The sequence below is a fragment of the Synechococcus sp. O70.1 genome (genome assembly GCF_047462215.1).
Classification (GTDB): domain Bacteria; phylum Cyanobacteriota; class Cyanobacteriia; order Thermostichales; family Thermostichaceae; genus Thermostichus.
On sequence record NZ_JANSIT010000024.1, the window covers coordinates 1 to 17,050 of the forward strand.

The window sequence follows — 17,050 nt, forward strand, 5'->3', positions numbered from 1 at the left end:
AACTCTTTTCAACAAGGTAATAGGGGAGTTTGAGTTTCTGCCCGGCCATATTTTTGCCCATGTCATCCTAGCCGACGAGATTAACCGCACCTCGCCGCGCACCCAGAGCGCCCTGCTAGAGGCGATGGCGGAAAAGCAGGTTTCGCTGGACGACCGCACCTACCCGCTGCCCCGCCCCTTCATCGTGCTAGCCACCCAAAACCCTTTGGAGTACCACGGCACCTATCCCCTGCCAGAAAGCCAGTTGGATCGGTTCTTGGTGCGGCTGTCGATTGGCTACCCCAGCCCTGAAGTTGAGCGATCCCTCCTGTTGCATCGGCAACAGGCGGATCCCGTGGAGGCTCTGCAGCCCGTGCTTTCGCTGGCCGAGTTACGGGAGATTCAGGCGGCGGTGGATCAGGTGTACCTGGAGGGATCCCTGGCCGACTACCTTCTCCAGGTAGTCCAGGCTACACGCACCTCCAAGCTGCTGCGGGCTGGGGTCTCCACTCGAGGGGCGTTGGCTTTGGCAAGGGCAGCGCGAGCCAGGGCCCTCGTAAAGGGACGCGGCTTCTGCCTGCCCGAGGATCTACAGGCCTTGTTCGTGCCGGTGCTGGCCCATCGTGTTTCCCTAGCTGGAGGGGGAGAGATGGCAAGTAACCGCCGGCAGGAAGCCGAAGCCATCATCCGCGACATTGTGGCCACGGTCGAGCCCCCGGTTTGATATTCCAGAAGACAGTCGAGGGGGTTGCCCTGCCTGAGGCTTGCGCTTCTCTGGCCCAGGGGCTGGCTAAATTGGGGGCTGGCAGAGCTAGGGGGCCTTTGCGCCGCTTTTCCGGTAATGGAGAATAGGGGATAGATGCTCACGGCTTCAGGATGAGCCAGCTACCTCAGACCACTGCCCATGTGCAGATTACCCGCCGCTCCTGGCAGGAGGGTGCCATTGAAGGGGAAGTCAGCGCTAACGGCTGGGTTTGGCACTTTTGCTGGCGCTTTCGAGGTGGAGGGCTTAGGGTGGAGCCCTCAGTGGGGCGAGCCCTGATTTGCGATCCCTTGAGCCGTTTTTTGGAGAAATCGGATTACCTGCTAGAGCCCGGCAGCAACTACTCATTTGTTATTCGTAGCCGCCTCTAAATAGCCGTTTGGAATCCTCACGCGGGAGAGGCTAGCGCTGAGCAGACCTCCCTTTCCTCGTCATGTCGGCTACCTCTGTGCTGCCGGCGGACAAGTTCTAATATTGGGATGGTCGTTCTAGGAGCTGCCTTCATGACCTCTTCCTCCCACCTAGCGGCTGCAGAGCAGGCCAGTGGTTTTGCTAACGGCCTGAAGGAGGCCTCTCTCCTGGCGCAACGGGATTCCTTGGACCGGGCCCTCCCTAGGGACGAGGTGCTCGATCGTCGGAACACCTTGTTGAACCAGCGCCTGCAACTGGTTGAAGAACTTTGGGAATCGGTAATCCTGCGGGAGTGCGGGCAGCCGTTGGTGGATCTGCTGCGACGGCTGCGCTCCCTGTGTTCTCCCGAAGGGCAAGCTCTAGAATATCCAATCCCAGAAGTCTTCCAAATTGTTGAGAACCTTAGCCTTGAGGAAGCCATTCAAGCAGCGCGCGCCTTTGCCTTGTTCTTTCAGCTCATCAACATTGTTGAACAGAATTACGAGCGGGCAGAAGAGTCGGATATGCGCATGGTGGACAGCCAACAGCGCACCGTGCGGGAAAACGAAAAATTTGAACGGCTCTTCCCCTACCTGCGGGCTCAGGGAGTGCCGCCTGGCTTGCTGCGCCGCCTGCTGGAGCGGCTGCACATCCGCTTGGTGTTTACCGCCCACCCCACTGAGATTGTCCGCCACACCATCCGCGAAAAACAACGGGTCTTCTCCCGTCTGCTCAGCCAACTGGACTGGGCAGAGCAGTTCGACCCTCTGCAAGCTCAGATGTTGAGAGAACAGCTGGCAGAGGAAGTTTTGCTCTGGTGGCACACCGACGAGTTGCACCAGACCAAGCCGACGGTGCTCAACGAAGTCGATTACACCCTGCACTATTTTGAAGAGGTACTGTTTCAGGCTATCCCTCTACTGCACGAGCGCCTCAGGCGCAGCCTGAAAAAGTCCTTTCCCACCGTCGAGCCGCCCCCTGCAGGATTTTGCAACTTCGGCTCCTGGGTGGGCGGGGATCGCGACGGCAACCCTTCAGTGACTGCCGACGTAACCTGGCAAACAGCCCGCTACCAGCGCAACCTCATTTTGGGCAAATACATTGAGTCGGTGAAAGCGCTCACCAAAACCCTAAGCGTCTCTTTGCACTGGGGAGATGTGGACAGCCAACTGCTGGACGCCCTCGAGCAGGATCGCCGCCTCATGCCTGAGGTCTACGAGACCTTTTCCTTGCAATACCGCCAGGAGCCCTACCGACTGAAGCTCAGCTACATCCTGCGGCGGCTAGAGTTGACGCGGGAGCGCAACCGCAACTTGGCTGATTCCGCCTGTCTGCCCGCTCCTCCTTCCTTGGGCAACGCTTACGCCAGCGCCGAGGAGTTTTTGGCCGACTTGCAACTCATCCAAAGAAGCTTGAAAAACAGCGGCCTTTCCTGCCGCCAGTTGGACTACCTCATCGAACAGGTGCAGGTCTTTGGCTTTCACCTGGCTCACCTAGATATCCGCCAAGACAGCAGCTACCATGAGGCCGCGCTCACGGAGATCTGCGAGTACTTGCGCATCTTGCCGCGGCCTTATAGCCAGATGACGGAGGAGGAAAAAAGGGCTTTTCTCCTGCAGGAGCTGCAAACTCGGCGGCCCCTGATTCCGCTGGAGGCTCCTTTTTCTGAGAAAACGGCGGAGCTGATTGCCACCTTGCGTACCCTGCGCCGCCTGCAGCAGGAGTTTGGTCGAGACATCTGCCAGACCTACATCATCAGCATGAGCCGCCAGTTGAGCGATCTGCTAGAAGTTTTACTGCTGGCCAAGGAGGTGGGCCTTTATGATCCCATTAGCGGGCGCGGGTCTCTAGCGGTAGTGCCGCTGTTTGAGACGGTGGAAGACCTGCAGCGGGCGCCGGAGATCTTGCGGCAGTTGCTGGAGATCCCCTTCTATCGCCAGTACTTGGCCCAGCAGGAAAATTTACAGGAGGTGATGCTGGGCTACTCCGATAGCAACAAGGATGCCGGCTTTTTGAGCAGCAACTGGGAGATCTACAAAGCCCAGCAGCGTCTCCAGGCGGTGGCCGAGGCGTGTGGGGTAAAGTTGCAGATCTTCCATGGGCGGGGTGGCTCGGTGGGTCGCGGCGGCGGGCCGGCTTACGAGGCCATCTTGGCCCAGCCTGGGCGCAGCGTGGGGGGCCGCATCAAGATTACCGAACAGGGAGAGGTGCTGGCTTCTAAGTATTCCCTCCAGGATCTGGCCCTTTTCAACCTAGAGACGGTTACTAGCGCTGTCATTCAGGCCAGCCTGCTGCGCACTTACCCCAATGACCTGCACGAGTGGTCGCGCCTGATGGAGTCCCTAGCGGAGCGCTCGCGGCAGGTGTACCGCAACCTGGTCTACGAGCAGGAGGGCTTTGAGGAGTTTTTCCACGAGGTCACTCCTATCGAAGAGATTAGCCAACTGCAGATTAGCTCTCGCCCAGCCCGCCGTAGCAATGGCTCGAAGGATATCCGATCCCTGCGGGCCATCCCTTGGGTATTTAGCTGGACGCAAAGCCGTTTTCTCCTGCCAGCCTGGTATGGAGTGGGCACTGCCCTCCAGGAATACGCCGCCCAAGGCGAGCACCATCTCACCCACCTGCAACACCTCTACCGCGAGTGGCCCTTCTTCCGCATGGTGATCTCCAAGGTGGAGATGACTCTGGCTAAAGCGGATTTGCAGATTGCCCGCCACTATGTCCAGGAAATGAGCTCCCCCGAGCGTTTGCCGCGGGCAATGGAGCTGTTTGAGCTCATTGCCCAAGAAATGCACCGCACCCGCGAGATGGTTTTAAAAATTACCGGCCATAGGGATCTGTTGGAAAGTGACCCCTACCTAAGACGCTCAATCCAGTTGCGCAACCGCTCCATTGTGCCCCTGGGCTTTATCCAGATCTCGCTGCTCAAGCGCCTGCGCGGCAAGCAAAGACCCCCCCTTCACCCCAGCCAGCACAGCCGCGCTGAGCTGCTGCGCGGAGCCCTTCTCACCATCAATGGCATTGCCGCTGGCATGCGCAATACCGGCTAAAGGCTTCTAGGGGTCTGCTGGGTCAGCTAAAACAAGTCATCCTCGGGTTCGTCCGGCTCTACCTCCTGAACCTCCACTGACTCCACCTCGACGACGCGGCGAGAGGAAGGGCGAGGCTTTGCTTCGGCGTAGCTCTCCTCTTGAGTTTGGGGTAGACGGGGAGGACGACGTCGGCTACCGACGTCAGTGCTTTGCTCCTCCTGGGTATCGTCCCGATACTCCTCAGGGGTTGGGCGACGAGGGCGACGGGCGGAAGGCGGAGGGGAAGACTCAGCCTCCTGCTGCAAGGTTGTCTCTAGCTCTTCCTCGTCATCCTCCGAACGACGACGCGGGCGCACCTGCGTACTGCTGGTCAACTGTGGCCGCGGGCGGCGCGCTGGTTCCTCGCTGCGCTCAGGAATGGAGCGGCTAGAGGAGGAGGTATCGCGAATGCGGGATCCGCTGGCCGCGCTGGCAACGGCACGTCCTTGGCCATAGCCATCGGGCGGATAGGTGCGGCTAAAGCCTTGGCGCCGCATAGCTGGACGAACTCCAGTTATCTGGCGCACCTTCTCGTTTAGGAGAATGCGCAGGCGGAAGGTCTGGATGGCAAACCAGCCCGCCATCACCGCCAACAGCACCTGGGCAAAAAACAGCAAGGGGATTAGGCGCTGACCTTCCAGAAGCAGAGAGATGGAGTAGATCAGGCCCATCGTAGCGAAGATTACATCTGACTCTTCCGAGGCTTCGGGCTTGACAAAGCGGACGGCAAAGATGGCTCCACTGGCAATTGCCACCAGGGCTGCCATCAAAAAGTAGGGGCTTTGGGTGAGAAACATGCCAGGGATCCCCAAACGATAGGAGCGGGAAAGCTGTAAGCTTTACCCCTTTCAGAGCCGATCCTAACACCAATCCTTCTGCTGGCACGGCCCAGGATCAGGATGCTTTGGTAGGGAGGAGTTGGTGCTAGAATCGACGGCAGCTCCCAGTAGGCTCCATGCTGTACCTGGCACGGGTAGACAAGAAAAGTCTTTTTGGCCCAGCGGAGTTACAGCTTCTAGCCCAACAGGGCGAGAAGGGGATTTGGACACCGCTGCCTCAGCCGGAGCGGATTACTCTCAAGGAGGCAGCCCCTTACAACGTTGGGGTGTTGCTGCTGGTCGAGCTGGGAGAAAACCGGCAGGTGCAGCAGGTGGAAGAGGCGGCGATGAAGCTGGTGGAGATGCTGCACAGCCTCTCCCAAGCCTACAGCCTAGTTGACTGGACAGAGATTGAAAACTGGCGTTTTTCCCTAACTCGGCAAAGCCAAGAGTTAAGCCGTCGCGAAGCGGAGATAGCTGCCCGTCAGGAGCAGCTGCAACAGTGGGAAGCTCAACTGCGGCAAAAGCAATCTTCCTAGACGGGGCTGAGATCGGGCCGTAACTCGCGAGCGCCTCTTAGATAAACGTGGTGCATCTCCGCCTGCGTCAGGGGAGTGTTCAGCTGGATTAAAACGCGGATGCAACGGGGCAAAGCGCCATTGACCTCCATCTGTTGCACGTCCAGCAGAGGCACTGCCTCCCAGCCAGGACGGCGGCGGGCAAATTGGGCAGGAAAGGCGGCATCTAGGTCAGGGGTAACGGAGAAAATGACGCTCACTACCTCTGCCGGATCAATGGCGTTGCGATGTTCTAGGGCATCCAGCAGCTCGTTGACTGCCGCACCAATGGCCTCGGCAGTGTTGGCTGGCACGGTGATAGCTCCTCGAATTGCTCTCACCCGCCACCCCAATGGCTTGGCCCTCGTGCCTTTGAGCTCGTCTTGCTTTCACAAGATTATACAGTTTGTCTCTTTGGGATCCCACCCCCTCCTTGCAAGCTAGGGGGCAGGCTGCAACACCTTCTCTAGGATCTGCTCGTGGCTAAGGCCCGCGTCCACCCAGGTTTCTGCCTCCTTGAGGCGGTTGGCAGCCGTCAAGATAAACAAATTGCTTTTTGCCCCCAGAGCCTCGCTGGTGGTTTGCACGCAGGCCAAGTCCTGGCCAGTCAATTGGCTAAACCAAGTGGCCAATAGCCCTGCCTCCAAGAAGCCCATTGGGCGCTTAAAGTGGGAAGGCGTGGCAGCGGCGAAGGGAGAGTTGCGAATCGACACCACCACTACCCCCTGGTCTTTGTAGGTCCAGTCGAGGTCGATCAACCCCCAGCCGTGGGTTTTCCAAGCCTGTTTGAGATTCTGGAGAAAAAGGCCCATCTCCAGCTCAGCTAGGGGCTTTTGGTAGTAGTCGGAGAGCTCCTGGGCAAAGCGGCGGAAAAACTCCTTGCCCCACATGCGGCCACAGTGGCGCAGCACCAGACGGGCTGCTTGTCCTGTCTCGTATTCCAGACCAGTGTAGATGGCTCGCAATAAGGTCTCTGGAAGGGCTAGGAGACGGTCGCCGTGGCGACTCTCTAGCAAACCCGACTCCAGATCGCTTTGCAGGTAGACGCTGGGCGCGTAGTAGTTGGCCAGAACCGGCGTGTAGGGATCAAAGCCGGCAGAGCTGTTGGCAAGGGAAACGGTGTCAGCCATAGAGGATCCCTGGGTCGGCGATGGGAATGGAAGCCACCGCTAGGCGGCTGGGAGGCCGCTTAAAGATAGCAAAGCTGCCTGCACGCGGGTAATCAAGGGACGGATGAACTCCAGTTCGCCAGGTTGTAGGCAGTCTTTGAGCTCCTGCTGGAAAAGCCGATGGGCAACTTCGTAGACGTTCTGCAGCCCATACAGGCGCACTTCCTCTTCCATCCAGTCGATGAGCCGCTCTTTGAGGAGGTTTTCGTCCTGCAGCAACATGGCCAGGGCGCTGTGCCGCAGCAACAGCAACAGGTGGCGCCGGCACAGATCCACGACCTGGGGGGAGAGGTTGGGCATCTCCTTCTGCAGAGCCTCCAAGGTGCGGCCCACCATCTGAGCCTCCCCCTCCCGCAGGGCCCGGTACACGTGCTGCCGTTTTGGCCAGCCGAGGACATAGGCTTTAAGCTGATCCAGTTGCTCCGAGGTGAGGTAGCGAGCCTCTGCCTCGATTAGCATTTGCTCCAAGGGGCTGACCATCTCGCTTCTCCTAGAAGGCTGGCGTTCAAAACAGGCTGAATAGGTTGTCCAAGGTGATCTGCTCTTCCTCTGGCCCAGCTTCCGGTACCGACCCCAGGGATTGCCAAGAACGGGCCGCCAAGGCCAGGGGATCCCCGGGCCAGGGGATGGAGTTAAGGTACTCCCGCACCTGTAAGAAGGGCATTGGCAGCAAGCGGCTTTGCCGTGGACGGTTATCCCAGTTCAAGCGGGCAAAAAAGCTCTGCACCGACTCCTCTAGAAAGCTCTCTGGCGTCATGCCTTGGCCACCCCTTGACCAGAGCGCAACTTTTGGGCAATTTCACTAGCCGTGGCCCCCTCGTTGAGCCAAAAGGCAGCCGCGTCAATGCGCTCTTTGCTGCCGAGCAAAAACTTGCAGTAGCTTTCCCCCATGGAGTAGCACTGGATCTCGATGCAGTTGAGCTGCCGCTCTACCATCGTGCTGAAAAAACCGGCAAATAAGCCGGCGTAGAGGTGGCAAACGGGTTTGCCCACATCCCCCAAGGTGCGGGCCACAGCCGAGTCGAACAGGTTGATGAAAATAAATCCCTGCCGCCGGCTTTCGAGCTCGACTTCCCAGCGCCCCCAGCCTTGCGAGGTCAGAGGCCACCACCAGGTTTCCAGGAGAAACATGAGGTGGGTCTGCTTGGGCTTGCGCCGGTACTCCTCCTCGAACCAGCGGGAGAAGTGGAGAGCATCGTTGCGCCCCCACTCGCGGCCAATGGTATACATCAAAGAAGCAGAGGCATCCCCCACCTCTTCTTCCAGCCCCTGCTGCAAGCCGAGGATAAAGTCTTCGCTGACCAAGACATTGCGCGCGCCCGTCCAGTCCACTAGAGATCCCCGCGAGGGGTCGAAGCGGTAGAAGTCTTCACGGCTGTAGTGGTTGTGTCGCTGAGCAGCGGACTGCAGGGCGAGCTCTAGGGTGCCGGTTGTCATGGCTGGAGGGGAGGAAGGTTAATTGTTTCACCCTTCTTGCTGAATCATAACCTTTCTGCTAGAAGCTTTTCGATGGATGCGCCAAGAGCTCCTGCCGCTGGGAAGCCAGCGACAACAAAGAGGCTAGGGGAATTTGGGTTTAGGGGTGAGGTCGGACTTTGACAAAGGCGATGGCGGAGCGCCACAGCAGCGATTCTTGCCCCTCCGCGTCTGCTAAGCAGAGACAGTCGGGATCCTGCCAGCGTAGCTGGCCGATGAAGACATCTCCCGTATTGAGCTTAACCTCCAGGATTTCTCGATCCCGAATCACCTTCTGTAGGCGACGCACACTCGGGATCCCAGTGTCAAAGTCGGTCACGGCAGTCCTCTTGGCCAGTGAACGGACGGCGTATCGGCAAGCGCACTGCTCTCAGTATAGGGGATCCCTGCCGGCCCGCACCTTGGCTTAGCCGACGCTAAAAAGCGCTCTCGCCCTTTGACCCACTTTTTCTGCCAGCGGCTACTATGTAGGGGGGTGCGCTTAGAGAAGACGGCAAGCCTTGTCGACCTGCCGTGTTCTTCTGTTCTCCCCGGAAAAAGCTAGCGGAATAGCGCTGGGGTGGCAGAACGTGCACCTGTCGCCCTAGAGAGGGCCAATCCCGTTTGGGATCCCTTCTATCTACCGCTTTGCCACCGAATTGTTGTCCTTTTCAACCATCATCCTTGCAGGAGAGAAGCTATGGCAGTTGAGAAAGTGAACTCTTCTTCGAGCTTGGCCGAGGTGATCGATCGCATCTTGGACAAGGGCATTGTGGTCGATGCCTGGGTGCGGGTTTCGCTGGTGGGGATCGAGCTGTTGGCCATTGAAGCGCGCGTCGTCGTGGCTTCGGTGGAGACCTACCTGAAGTACGCCGAGGCTGTGGGCCTAACGGCTACTGCTGCCGCTCCCGCTGTCCAAACCTCCTAATCGACTTCCCAGCTTTCAACAAAGCCTTAGCCTTTAACTAAGAGAAATGCAGTCGGCAAGTGAGGCAGGGGTTTAAAGGAATCTCTGCCTCCTCCCCCTTCAAGCGATTGGCTTGCGGTTTGAGGGGAAGTAAAAAACTGCCAAGGAGAGAACGCCATGAGTTTGCAGGAGCAGTGGGCCGAAGCCCGCAGTCGACGGGTGGCTCAAAACCTAAGTTTGTTGAGCGGATCCCGGCAGCAGCGCCTGGAGCAGCACCGCGCTCTGATGGCCGAGCTGAGACAACGTCGCCAGGAACGCCAAGAGGCAGTACGGCAGCAGAGGGAGCAAACCCGCAGCCAACTGCGCAGCCTGGAGCAGAACCGAGCGGCGCAGCGGGCTTTGGACAAACATGCCCGTTTAGAGGCTGCAGCGCAGCGGGCCCAAGGAGTGGCGGTGCTTCTCTCTCGCCTGGCCCAAGAACGGGCCGCCCAATCGCAGGCGCAGCGGCAGGAGCTAGAGACTTTTCAAGCCGACTTGACAGCGATGGTGAAGAGCTTGCTAGCCACCTATGCCCAGGCGCGGCAGGCCATGGCCCATCAAACCCGACAAGTGCGGCAGGCTTTCTATGCCGACTTGCGGCAACGGGTACGGCAGGAGCTGGCTCGGATTGCCCAAGAACAGCGGGCAGAAGCCCAAGCGCTTCGGCAGGCTTTGGCAGCTTTCCGCAGGGCGTTGCGCGAGCAGGTGTGGGGGGATGGGATCCCTGTCCTCCTACCTGAAGATTCTGGGGCTGTTGAGAAGCAGTTTGAGTGTTGGGACAAACCCCCAGAAATAGCTCCAGGTGAAGCTCCTCAGCCAGAGGCTACAAGCAAGAGCGAACCCTCAGGGGATACTCCTGTAGCGCCGCCACCCCCTGAGCCCTCTCAAGATCGAGTTGCACCCCCACTTGCTGGCGAGGAGCAGCCGGATCCAATCCTGAACTACGTCAACAACTATGTGGCAGCCCTGCAGGCGCAGGATCCCAACCTAACCTTGCTGCAGGTGATTGGCGATCGGGAGCGGGTGCGGGATCTGCTGGCCCGCGGTGCCGTGGATCTGGGGGTGGATCCCTCGGAAATCTTGGCCACCTTGCGGCGTATGGTGTCAGCGACGGCTGTGATCTCAGTTCCGCCCCCGTCCCCGTGAGCGCAAGAAGACGGTTACGGCTTACGGCTATAGTCCAGGCAAGTTAAGCGTTGGGTATTGATATGGCTACGGTTTTGCAAGCGCGTCCCCGCCAGTTTGTAAGCACTCCCTACATTGAGCGGATTACCCGCCGCGCCTTGCGCTATCTGCAATCCGGTTTTGCCGTGCATCTGCGGGGGCCTTCGGGCACAGGCAAGACCACCCTGGCAATGCATTTGGCCAGCCTTCTAGGTCGCCCCATCATGCTGATCTACGGCGACGATCGCTTTGATTCTTCCGACCTCATCGGGGGGCGCACTGGCTTTACCCATCGGCGGGTGGTGGATAACTTCATCCATTCAGTGGTGAAGGTAGAGGAAGATGTGCAGCAGCGCTGGGTAGATGCCCGCCTCACCTTGGCCTGCCGGGAGGGGTTTACCCTCATCTACGACGAGTTCAACCGCTCCCGCCCCGAGGCCAACAACGCCCTCCTAAGTGCCTTGGAAGAAAGGCTGCTGGTTTTGCCGCCGGGCAGCCACCGCTCCGAATATCTGCGGGTGCATCCCCAGTTTCGGGCCATCTTCACCTCCAACCCCGAGGAATACACGGGGGTTCACAGGGCTCAGGATGCGCTGCTGGATCGGATGATTACCATCGATATTGGGGAGCCCGACATCGAGACGGAAAAGGAGATCCTCATTTCCCGCATTGGCCTATCGGCTTCCGACGCGCTTAAGATTGTCCACCTTGTCCGTACCTTCCGCCGCAGGTTGGATCTGACTCGCCAACCCAGCCTGCGCAGTTGTCTGATGATTGGACGCATCGTCAGGGAGCACGAGCTGGCGGTGAGTAAGAACGATGCCGATTTTCGTGCTCTGTGTGCCGACGTGCTGTTGCCCAGGGCCGGCAAGCGCTACGAGGAAGGAGCCCAGGTGCTCAACTACTTGCTGGATCAACTGCCCAACTGATATTGGTTTGCACGCTTTGGAGGAGAATTCCCAGTGCCCATTGCCTCTCAACCCCTGGCCACGGCAACGCATGGCTCTTCTCTGGCCGATGTCCTGGAGCGGGTTCTGGACAAGGGCATTGTCATCGCTGGAGATATCACCGTTTCCGTGGGCAATGTGGAGCTGCTCAGGGTGCGCATTCGGCTGCTGATCTCTTCGGTGGACAAGGCCAAGGAGATTGGGATCAACTGGTGGGAATCGGATCCCTATCTCAGCAGCCAGGCGCGGGAGCTGCTGGAGACCAACCGCCAGTTGCTGCAGCGGGTTAGCGAGTTGGAAAAGCAACTGGCTCAAGTCCTGCCCAGGGGAGGGGATGGCAAGGACCAACAGGCTGCTCCAGCAACGGGATCAGGGATCCCAGGCTAGACTGGCTGCTGGAGTGGTTTAACCAGGGGAGGGAATGGCGAGGGGGATCGACCTTGACCAAAGGAGCTTGGGCCGCCAGAGGAAGGTGGGTTGGGCGGTGGGCATAGGGTTGGCCCTTGCGATCCCCGGCCCAGCGTGGGGGCAAAATCCACGCGCCATCAGCATTAGCGCCGATGTTCAGGAGGCCAACGCCAATACAGGGGTGTTTGTAGCCACTGGCAATGTTACCCTCCGCTTCCCTGCTGAGCGCCTCACGGCCCGCGCTCAAAAGGCAGTCTACTACAGCCAAGAGCAGCGGATTGAGCTGGAAGGCCGGGTCACCGTCCGCCAAGGAGAAAATCAACTCCAGGCCGAGAAAGTCATCTATCACATTGGAAAAGGGATCATTCAAGCTGTCCCCTCGCCAGGCCAGCAGGTGGAGTCTATCTACGTGTTGCCAGCGCCCACCGCCAGCCCTTGACCCAATCCCGACTAACGCCCACGAAAGGATTCGAACCTCCGACCCCTGGGACCGGAACCCAGTGCTCTAGTCCGCTGAGCTACGTGGGCAGCCTTCAGACCTTATCCTACCCTCCCACTGGCCTGCTTGCAAGTCCCGAACGGGGGCAAAGCTATGGCGATGCTGGGGGCTTGGCCCCAAGCGCTGCAGCGCTAGCCAGTGCTCCCGTGTCCCATAGCCGACGTTGGTGCGCCAGCCGTAGCCGGGGTACTGGGAGTCCCAGCTCTGCATCAGGGCATCCCGCCAGACCTTGGCCACGATGGAGGCAGCAGCGATGGAGAGGCTGAGCTGATCCCCTTTGACCAGCGCCGTCTGCCGGGATCCCAGCTCCGCCAGCGGCAGCCCATCCAGCAGGATGTGCCCCACTTCCCCCACTTGGGCCAGAGCTCGCTGCACGGCCAGCAATGTTGCCTGGCGAATGTTGAGTTGGTCAATTTCGGCAGCAGAAGCACTGCCAATGCCTACGGCCAGGGCCACTTGACAAATCCGCTCTGCCCACTGGGCGCGCTGCCGTGGGCGCAGTTGCTTGCCATCCTTCACCCCTGCCAGCACCTCGGGATCGAGGTAGGGTGGCAGGATGACCGCCGCTGCCACCACCGGCCCCGCCAAGGCTCCTCGCCCCACTTCATCCACGCCTGCTACCCGCAGGATCCCCTCTTGCCACAGGGATTCCTCCCAGCTCAAGCTGGGCTTCGTTGCTTTGTCCATACGGCCACAGCGCTATCTCAAGCAAGAGCGCTAACTGGCTTGGCTAACTGCCGCGAGAGCGCCGTCGTCTGGAGGCTGCTGGAGATTGGTGAGAGGGATCAATGACCACTTCTGGCGGCGCCCCTGTTGCCGGTGGCTCTGCTATTGATTCTGTAGGCAACCGTTCAGGCTGGGTAACTTCCGCCAAAGGCGCGCCGTTGGCAGAAGTTGTGTCGGTTTTTGCCTCCACCGGGCTGTCCACCTTGGCCGTGCCTGGCAAAATGACCCTAACCACCGTGTCTCGGCCCGCTGGCGGCGGCTGATCCAGAAGCAACAGGGGTGACAGCCCCAGCTCCGAATAGACCCGCTGCTGGAGAGGAGTCATCTCCACAGTGATGGTTTGTCGAGCTGGCTGGCTCTCTGGAGACTCTGTCCCACTGGCGCGCCCAGCGTCCTCCCCCCGGCCAGGGCGATGGACTTCCTTGCGCTTCTGCTCTGCCCCTGCCACTGGCAGTGGCTGCGGGCTTTCCTCTTCTACCGCTCCCTCTTCGCGAGGCCGTTTGCGCACCGGCTCAGCCCTGGCTTCCTCTGGCTCCAGTCGCTCTCCTTGAGCAAGTCGAGAGCGGTCTAGACTTGGTGGCAATGCCCCATTGCTTCCCACCTGCAGGCGCGCCCGCTGGGAATCACCATTCCGGGGCAGAATTGGGCTAGCGCTCTCCTCTTCGCCCTCCTCAACCTCGGTAGGCAGCGCTACCGGTCGGCCAGTTTCAACAGTTAACAGCCGCCCTGGCTCAGATCCTGGCAGTCGGGCCAGGATCCCTAGCCCCTCACAGGTGGGGCAGGGGTAGCCAAAGATCTCATAGAGGCTCTGCCCCTGCCGCTTGCGGGTGAGTTCCACTAGCCCCAATTCCGAGAGCTGAACCACCTGGGGGCGGGCCTTGTCATGGGCAAGGGCTTTGTTGAAGTGTTCCAAAACCAGCAGCTGATCCCGGCGGGAGTCCATGTCGATGAAATCCACCACGATCACGCCGGCAATGTTGCGCAGCCTCAGTTGGCGGGCAATCTCGGTGGCAGCCTCGCAGTTGGTCCACAGCACCGTCTCGCGGGAAGTGGCCGACTGGGTGAAAGAGCCAGAGTTGACATCGATCACGGTCAGGGCCTCCGTGGGCTCGATGACGATATAGCCCCCGGAGGGTAGATCCACCCGCGGCCGCAGCGCCTGGCGAATAACCGCATTGACCCGGAAATACTCCAAGATGGGGGTGGGCTCACGGTGAACCTCGACCACAACGCCGGGCGGCATTTTTCCTTTGTTCCAGCCTTGCAGATAGCTGCGCACCCGCTTCGCACCGGCCACCGAGTCAGTAACGATGCGGTTGACATCGTCTGAGTAGACGTCCCGCAGCACCCGCTGGATAAAATCCTCGTCTCGCCTCAGTAGACCCGGCCCCCGTGCCGCCTGGTACTGCTGTTGAATCTCTTCCCAGAGCTTTTTCAATTGCTCCAGGTCATCGATCATCGCCTCTTCGGCTACTCCCTCGGCCTCAGTGCGCACCAACAGGCCCATCTGGGGAGGCTTAATCAAGATGGCTAGCGATTTCAGGCGATTGCGTTCTTCTCGATCCTCGATGCGGCGAGACAAATACACCCCTTTGCCGTAAGGTCGCAGCACCAGGTAGCGCCCTGGAAGAGCCAGGTCTCCCGTAAGACGCGGCCCTTTGTTGCCAGTGGGCTCTTTCATGACCTGCACCAGCACTTTCTGTTGCGGCAGGACCAGTTCGGAAATGGGAGCCTGGTTGCGTTTGAGGCGCAGCGGGCCTAGGTCACTGACGTGAATAAACCCGTTGCGTTCTCCAGAGCCGATGTTGACAAAGGCGGCATCGATGCTGGGCAGGACGTTCTCGATGACACCCACGTAGATATCCCCCACCTGGTGGGTGCCACTGGCGATGATCAGCTCTTGGACTTGGTCTTCGGCAAAGACAGCGGCAATGCGGTGTTGCTCAGCAATAACGATCTGCCTAGGCATGCATTTTCCTCCCCGCCCCCACGGCCTGCGGTTTTGGATTTGCCCTCGTCTCGGAGAAGTGGTGTTCTAGGATTGGCTCGATTTGACAACAAAATTGACTTATCGTGCAGCTGTCCATTACCCTAAGCTCTGCTCCAATGGCCAACGACGAACTTTATAGACAGGCAGCAGGAAAAAAGTAGCCCAGCAGAGGAGCCTGTGGCAGCCTAGCCACCTCTTGCCCGTAACTTGCCTGCAGGAAAGAAGCCTGTCCTCGGGAGAAATGAAAAGCTAGGTCTAACTGGAAGAGGCACACCTCTTTGTAGCGCCTGGCGCCTGGGCCCTGTTGCGGCTGCTGCCTGCTCTGGATAGTAGCTCAAATTTGGCCCGACTTTTGCTGGCTGCTCATCTTGCCTTGGGTCAGGTTGAGGGCTAGCAAGGGTGGCAGCGGCAGAAGCCAGGGGTAGCAAAATTATAGCGCTTGCGGGATCCCTCAGCCCAGCTAACCCTGATACCGCAGCCTGACTGGGGATTTGTCCAGGGGATCCTGCCACCCGTCCTCAGTCGGAATTCAAGGTGCCGTCCTCCCACAACAAGCGCAGCCGTTTGGCCGCCTGCAGTGTCCAGCGAGGCAAGCCCAGAGCCTCGGCCATTTGCAGCAGTTGGTTGGGCCGCAGGTAGGCGCCGTTGTTGCGGCAACTGCCGCGGTAGAAGAGGTAGGCGCTGCTGTCGGGGGCCAAGCCCTGAAACTCCAGGTAGTATAGCAGGGGACGGGCATTGAAGAGAGAAGCTTTGCCCGACTTGGAGACTTTTTCAATCCAGATCTCGCGCGCATCCAGGATCTGGGTGACCCAGGCTGGCCAGTCGGCAGTGGGCGACTCGCAACTTACAGTGAGCTGATACTCAGCGGCATAGACGGCTTCGGTAGCCGAGGGATCTCGCAGGCCAATCTCTTGGATGGCCCGGATGGAGATTTCTGGCGGCAGTTGTTCGACAAGCAGGGCGCGCAGTTCGTCAGGGGTAACGGGCCCCTCGGGGCGCTTTAGCAACTCCAGATCGAGGACTTCGCCGTAGCCTTCCTGGCCGATGGGTAGGGCGTTGGCGTTGGCTAGTCGAGGCATGGGGTGGTAGCCGCCGCTGAAGGCTAGGGGCAAGCCGGCGCGCCGACAGGCCCGCTCCCATAGGCGCATGAGATCCAGGTGGCCTAGCCAACGCAGATCCCCGGTTTTGCTGTAGGTGATGCGGAAACGCTGGGCAGGCGGCTCTGGCTCGAGAGGATCGGGGGTGGGGGTGGGGCGGCTCACGCGCCTTCTGGAGGCCGGCTTTGGGGGGTACGGCCCCCCGCCGGAGGCCAGGGGGGAGGAGGGCGGGGTAGAGCCCCTCTTCCTACCGGAGAGGCCCGAGCGCCTGAACGGGGGGCGGTTTTCCGAGAGGCTAAGGCTTTTAAAGGGGCTTCTGGCCCGGGGGAGCCACCTGGTCCTCTTCCCCGAGGTGAGCCTCCTTCTGCGCTTTCTGGCCTTCTTCCCCGAGGCCAGGGCCTACCACGGGGGGCTTTCCTTATGGGAAAGGGAGGCCCTTTTTAAAAGCCCCGGGGGCGTGGTGTTCGCCACCTACGGGGGGCTTTTCCTCCCCTTCACCCCGGACTCCTTGGTGGTGGTGGAGGAGGGGAGCGAGAGCTACAAGCTGGCCTCCGGCACCCGGGCCTTCATCCCCCCCCTGGCCGAGCTCAGGGCCAGGCTCCTTGGCATCCCCCTCACCTACCTCTCCCTGGTGCCTTCGGTGGAGGTCCTGGACAGGCCCGGCCTCACCTTCCCCGTCCCCAGGCCCAGGGTCATGCTCCTGGACCTGAAGCGGGAGAAGGGCTACCCCTTCACCGGCCGGGCCCTGGCCCTTTTAAGGCAGGTGGAGGAAAAGGGCAGGCAGGCCGTGGTCCTGGCCGCCCGCAAGGGGTATAGCGCCCTCCTCCTCTGCGGCGACTGCGGCTACAAGCCCACCTGCCCCAACTGCGCCCTGCCCCTGCGCTACCACCGGGAGGGCCGGGACAGGCTCCTCTGCCACCAGTGCGGCCACCAGGAGCCCCCGCCCCTCCTCTGCCCGGAGTGCGGCTCCCCCCTTTTAGAGCCCAAGGGGCCCGGGCTGGAGTGGCTCACTCAGGAGCTCAGGCGGCACCTGGCCCTGCCCGTTCTGCGCTACGCCAAGGAGGGCAAGGA

General features: G+C 60.2%; 19 protein-coding genes, 1 tRNA gene and 1 pseudogene. 10 read left to right on the forward strand and 11 right to left on the reverse strand.

The genetic code is table 11. From position 1 onward, the window contains the following. The 3 genes from NW833_RS10605 to ppc form a co-directional block, all read left to right on the forward strand. Positions 1-703 (forward strand): AAA family ATPase (locus NW833_RS10605; protein ID WP_414412447.1); only part of this gene is annotated, 703 nt, incomplete at its 5' end. A 152-nt stretch (positions 704-855) separates the two neighbouring features. Beyond that, positions 856-1,113 (forward strand): DUF3146 family protein, encoded by a 258-nt coding sequence (locus tag NW833_RS10610; protein ID WP_414395189.1) that lies wholly within the window; start codon positions 856-858, stop codon positions 1,111-1,113. 132 nt (positions 1,114-1,245) lie between these two features. Beyond that, on the forward strand, positions 1,246-4,182 hold the full coding sequence (gene ppc, locus NW833_RS10615) for a phosphoenolpyruvate carboxylase (protein ID WP_414412448.1): 2,937 nt from the start codon (positions 1,246-1,248) through the stop codon (positions 4,180-4,182). Positions 4,183-4,208: 26 nt separating this feature from the next. Here ppc and NW833_RS10620 read toward each other — a convergent pair whose 3' ends face one another. Then, complete coding sequence (locus NW833_RS10620; RefSeq protein ID WP_414412449.1) at positions 4,209-5,000, reverse strand: Ycf66 family protein; 792 nt, start codon at positions 4,998-5,000, stop codon at positions 4,209-4,211. 158 nt (positions 5,001-5,158) lie between these two features. Here NW833_RS10620 and NW833_RS10625 point away from each other — a divergent pair, with 158 nt between their 5' ends. Next, on the forward strand, positions 5,159-5,560 hold the full coding sequence (locus NW833_RS10625; RefSeq protein WP_414395183.1) for a hypothetical protein: 402 nt from the start codon (positions 5,159-5,161) through the stop codon (positions 5,558-5,560). Here NW833_RS10625 and aroH read toward each other — a convergent pair. The 6 genes from aroH to NW833_RS10655 all read right to left on the reverse strand — a co-directional run bounded on the left by aroH (position 5,557) and on the right by NW833_RS10655 (position 8,542). Continuing rightward, on the reverse strand, positions 5,557-5,931 hold the full coding sequence (gene aroH, locus NW833_RS10630; protein WP_414395182.1) for a chorismate mutase: 375 nt from the start codon (positions 5,929-5,931) through the stop codon (positions 5,557-5,559). The genes NW833_RS10625 and aroH overlap by 4 nt on opposite strands. An 87-nt stretch (positions 5,932-6,018) precedes the next feature. Further along, positions 6,019-6,708 carry a V4R domain-containing protein gene (locus tag NW833_RS10635; RefSeq protein ID WP_414412450.1) on the reverse strand — a complete coding sequence of 230 codons (690 nt, stop codon included), beginning with the start codon at positions 6,706-6,708 and terminating at the stop codon, positions 6,019-6,021. Between the two features lie 39 nt (positions 6,709-6,747). Next, entirely contained in the window at positions 6,748-7,227 is a 480-nt protein-coding gene (locus NW833_RS10640; protein ID WP_414405739.1) for a hypothetical protein, read from the reverse strand. Positions 7,228-7,252: 25 nt separating this feature from the next. Next, entirely contained in the window at positions 7,253-7,504 is a 252-nt protein-coding gene (locus NW833_RS10645) for a hypothetical protein (protein WP_414412451.1), read from the reverse strand. After that, positions 7,501-8,184: a V4R domain-containing protein gene (locus tag NW833_RS10650; RefSeq protein ID WP_414412452.1), complete on the reverse strand. Its 684-nt coding sequence runs from the start codon at positions 8,182-8,184 to the stop codon at positions 7,501-7,503. Before NW833_RS10650 ends, NW833_RS10645 begins: the two co-directional genes overlap by 4 nt. Before the next feature lie 139 nt (positions 8,185-8,323). Further along, on the reverse strand, positions 8,324-8,542 hold the full coding sequence (locus tag NW833_RS10655) for an Hfq-related RNA-binding protein (RefSeq protein WP_414395176.1): 219 nt from the start codon (positions 8,540-8,542) through the stop codon (positions 8,324-8,326). A 360-nt stretch (positions 8,543-8,902) separates the two neighbouring features. Between NW833_RS10655 and gvpA the strand changes: the two genes are divergently transcribed. The 5 genes from gvpA to NW833_RS10680 all read left to right on the forward strand — a co-directional run bounded on the left by gvpA (position 8,903) and on the right by NW833_RS10680 (position 12,106). Beyond that, a complete protein-coding gene (gvpA, locus tag NW833_RS10660) occupies positions 8,903-9,130 on the forward strand; it encodes a gas vesicle structural protein GvpA (protein ID WP_414404485.1) in 228 nt (75 codons plus the stop codon). A 156-nt stretch (positions 9,131-9,286) separates the two neighbouring features. Then, complete coding sequence (gene gvpC, locus NW833_RS10665; RefSeq protein ID WP_414412453.1) at positions 9,287-10,294, forward strand: gas vesicle protein GvpC; 1,008 nt, start codon at positions 9,287-9,289, stop codon at positions 10,292-10,294. 62 nt (positions 10,295-10,356) lie between these two features. Beyond that, positions 10,357-11,241, forward strand: a complete 885-nt coding sequence (gene gvpN / locus NW833_RS10670) for a gas vesicle protein GvpN (RefSeq protein WP_414405735.1) — start codon at positions 10,357-10,359, stop codon at positions 11,239-11,241. Positions 11,242-11,274: 33 nt separating this feature from the next. Continuing rightward, positions 11,275-11,646 carry a gas vesicle protein gene (locus NW833_RS10675; protein ID WP_414412454.1) on the forward strand — a complete coding sequence of 124 codons (372 nt, stop codon included), beginning with the start codon at positions 11,275-11,277 and terminating at the stop codon, positions 11,644-11,646. A gap of 34 nt (positions 11,647-11,680) precedes the next feature. Next, positions 11,681-12,106: an LptA/OstA family protein gene (locus NW833_RS10680; protein WP_414412455.1), complete on the forward strand. Its 426-nt coding sequence runs from the start codon at positions 11,681-11,683 to the stop codon at positions 12,104-12,106. A 15-nt stretch (positions 12,107-12,121) separates the two neighbouring features. Here the strand turns inward: NW833_RS10680 and NW833_RS10685 are convergent. The 4 genes from NW833_RS10685 to NW833_RS10700 all read right to left on the reverse strand — a co-directional run bounded on the left by NW833_RS10685 (position 12,122) and on the right by NW833_RS10700 (position 16,144). Continuing rightward, positions 12,122-12,195 (reverse strand) — tRNA-Arg (locus NW833_RS10685). Then, positions 12,173-12,853, reverse strand: coding sequence for a ribonuclease HII (locus tag NW833_RS10690; RefSeq protein WP_414412456.1), 681 nt, complete (start codon positions 12,851-12,853; stop codon positions 12,173-12,175). The genes NW833_RS10685 and NW833_RS10690 overlap by 23 nt, the downstream gene beginning before the upstream one ends. Before the next feature lie 43 nt (positions 12,854-12,896). Continuing rightward, positions 12,897-14,861: an Rne/Rng family ribonuclease gene (locus NW833_RS10695; RefSeq protein ID WP_414412457.1), complete on the reverse strand. Its 1,965-nt coding sequence runs from the start codon at positions 14,859-14,861 to the stop codon at positions 12,897-12,899. A 539-nt stretch (positions 14,862-15,400) separates the two neighbouring features. Then, entirely contained in the window at positions 15,401-16,144 is a 744-nt protein-coding gene (locus NW833_RS10700) for a TIGR03936 family radical SAM-associated protein (RefSeq protein WP_414412458.1), read from the reverse strand. A gap of 187 nt (positions 16,145-16,331) precedes the next feature. Here NW833_RS10700 and NW833_RS10705 point away from each other — a divergent pair. After that, a pseudogene (locus NW833_RS10705) lies at positions 16,332-17,050 on the forward strand (hypothetical protein); the annotation flags it as partial.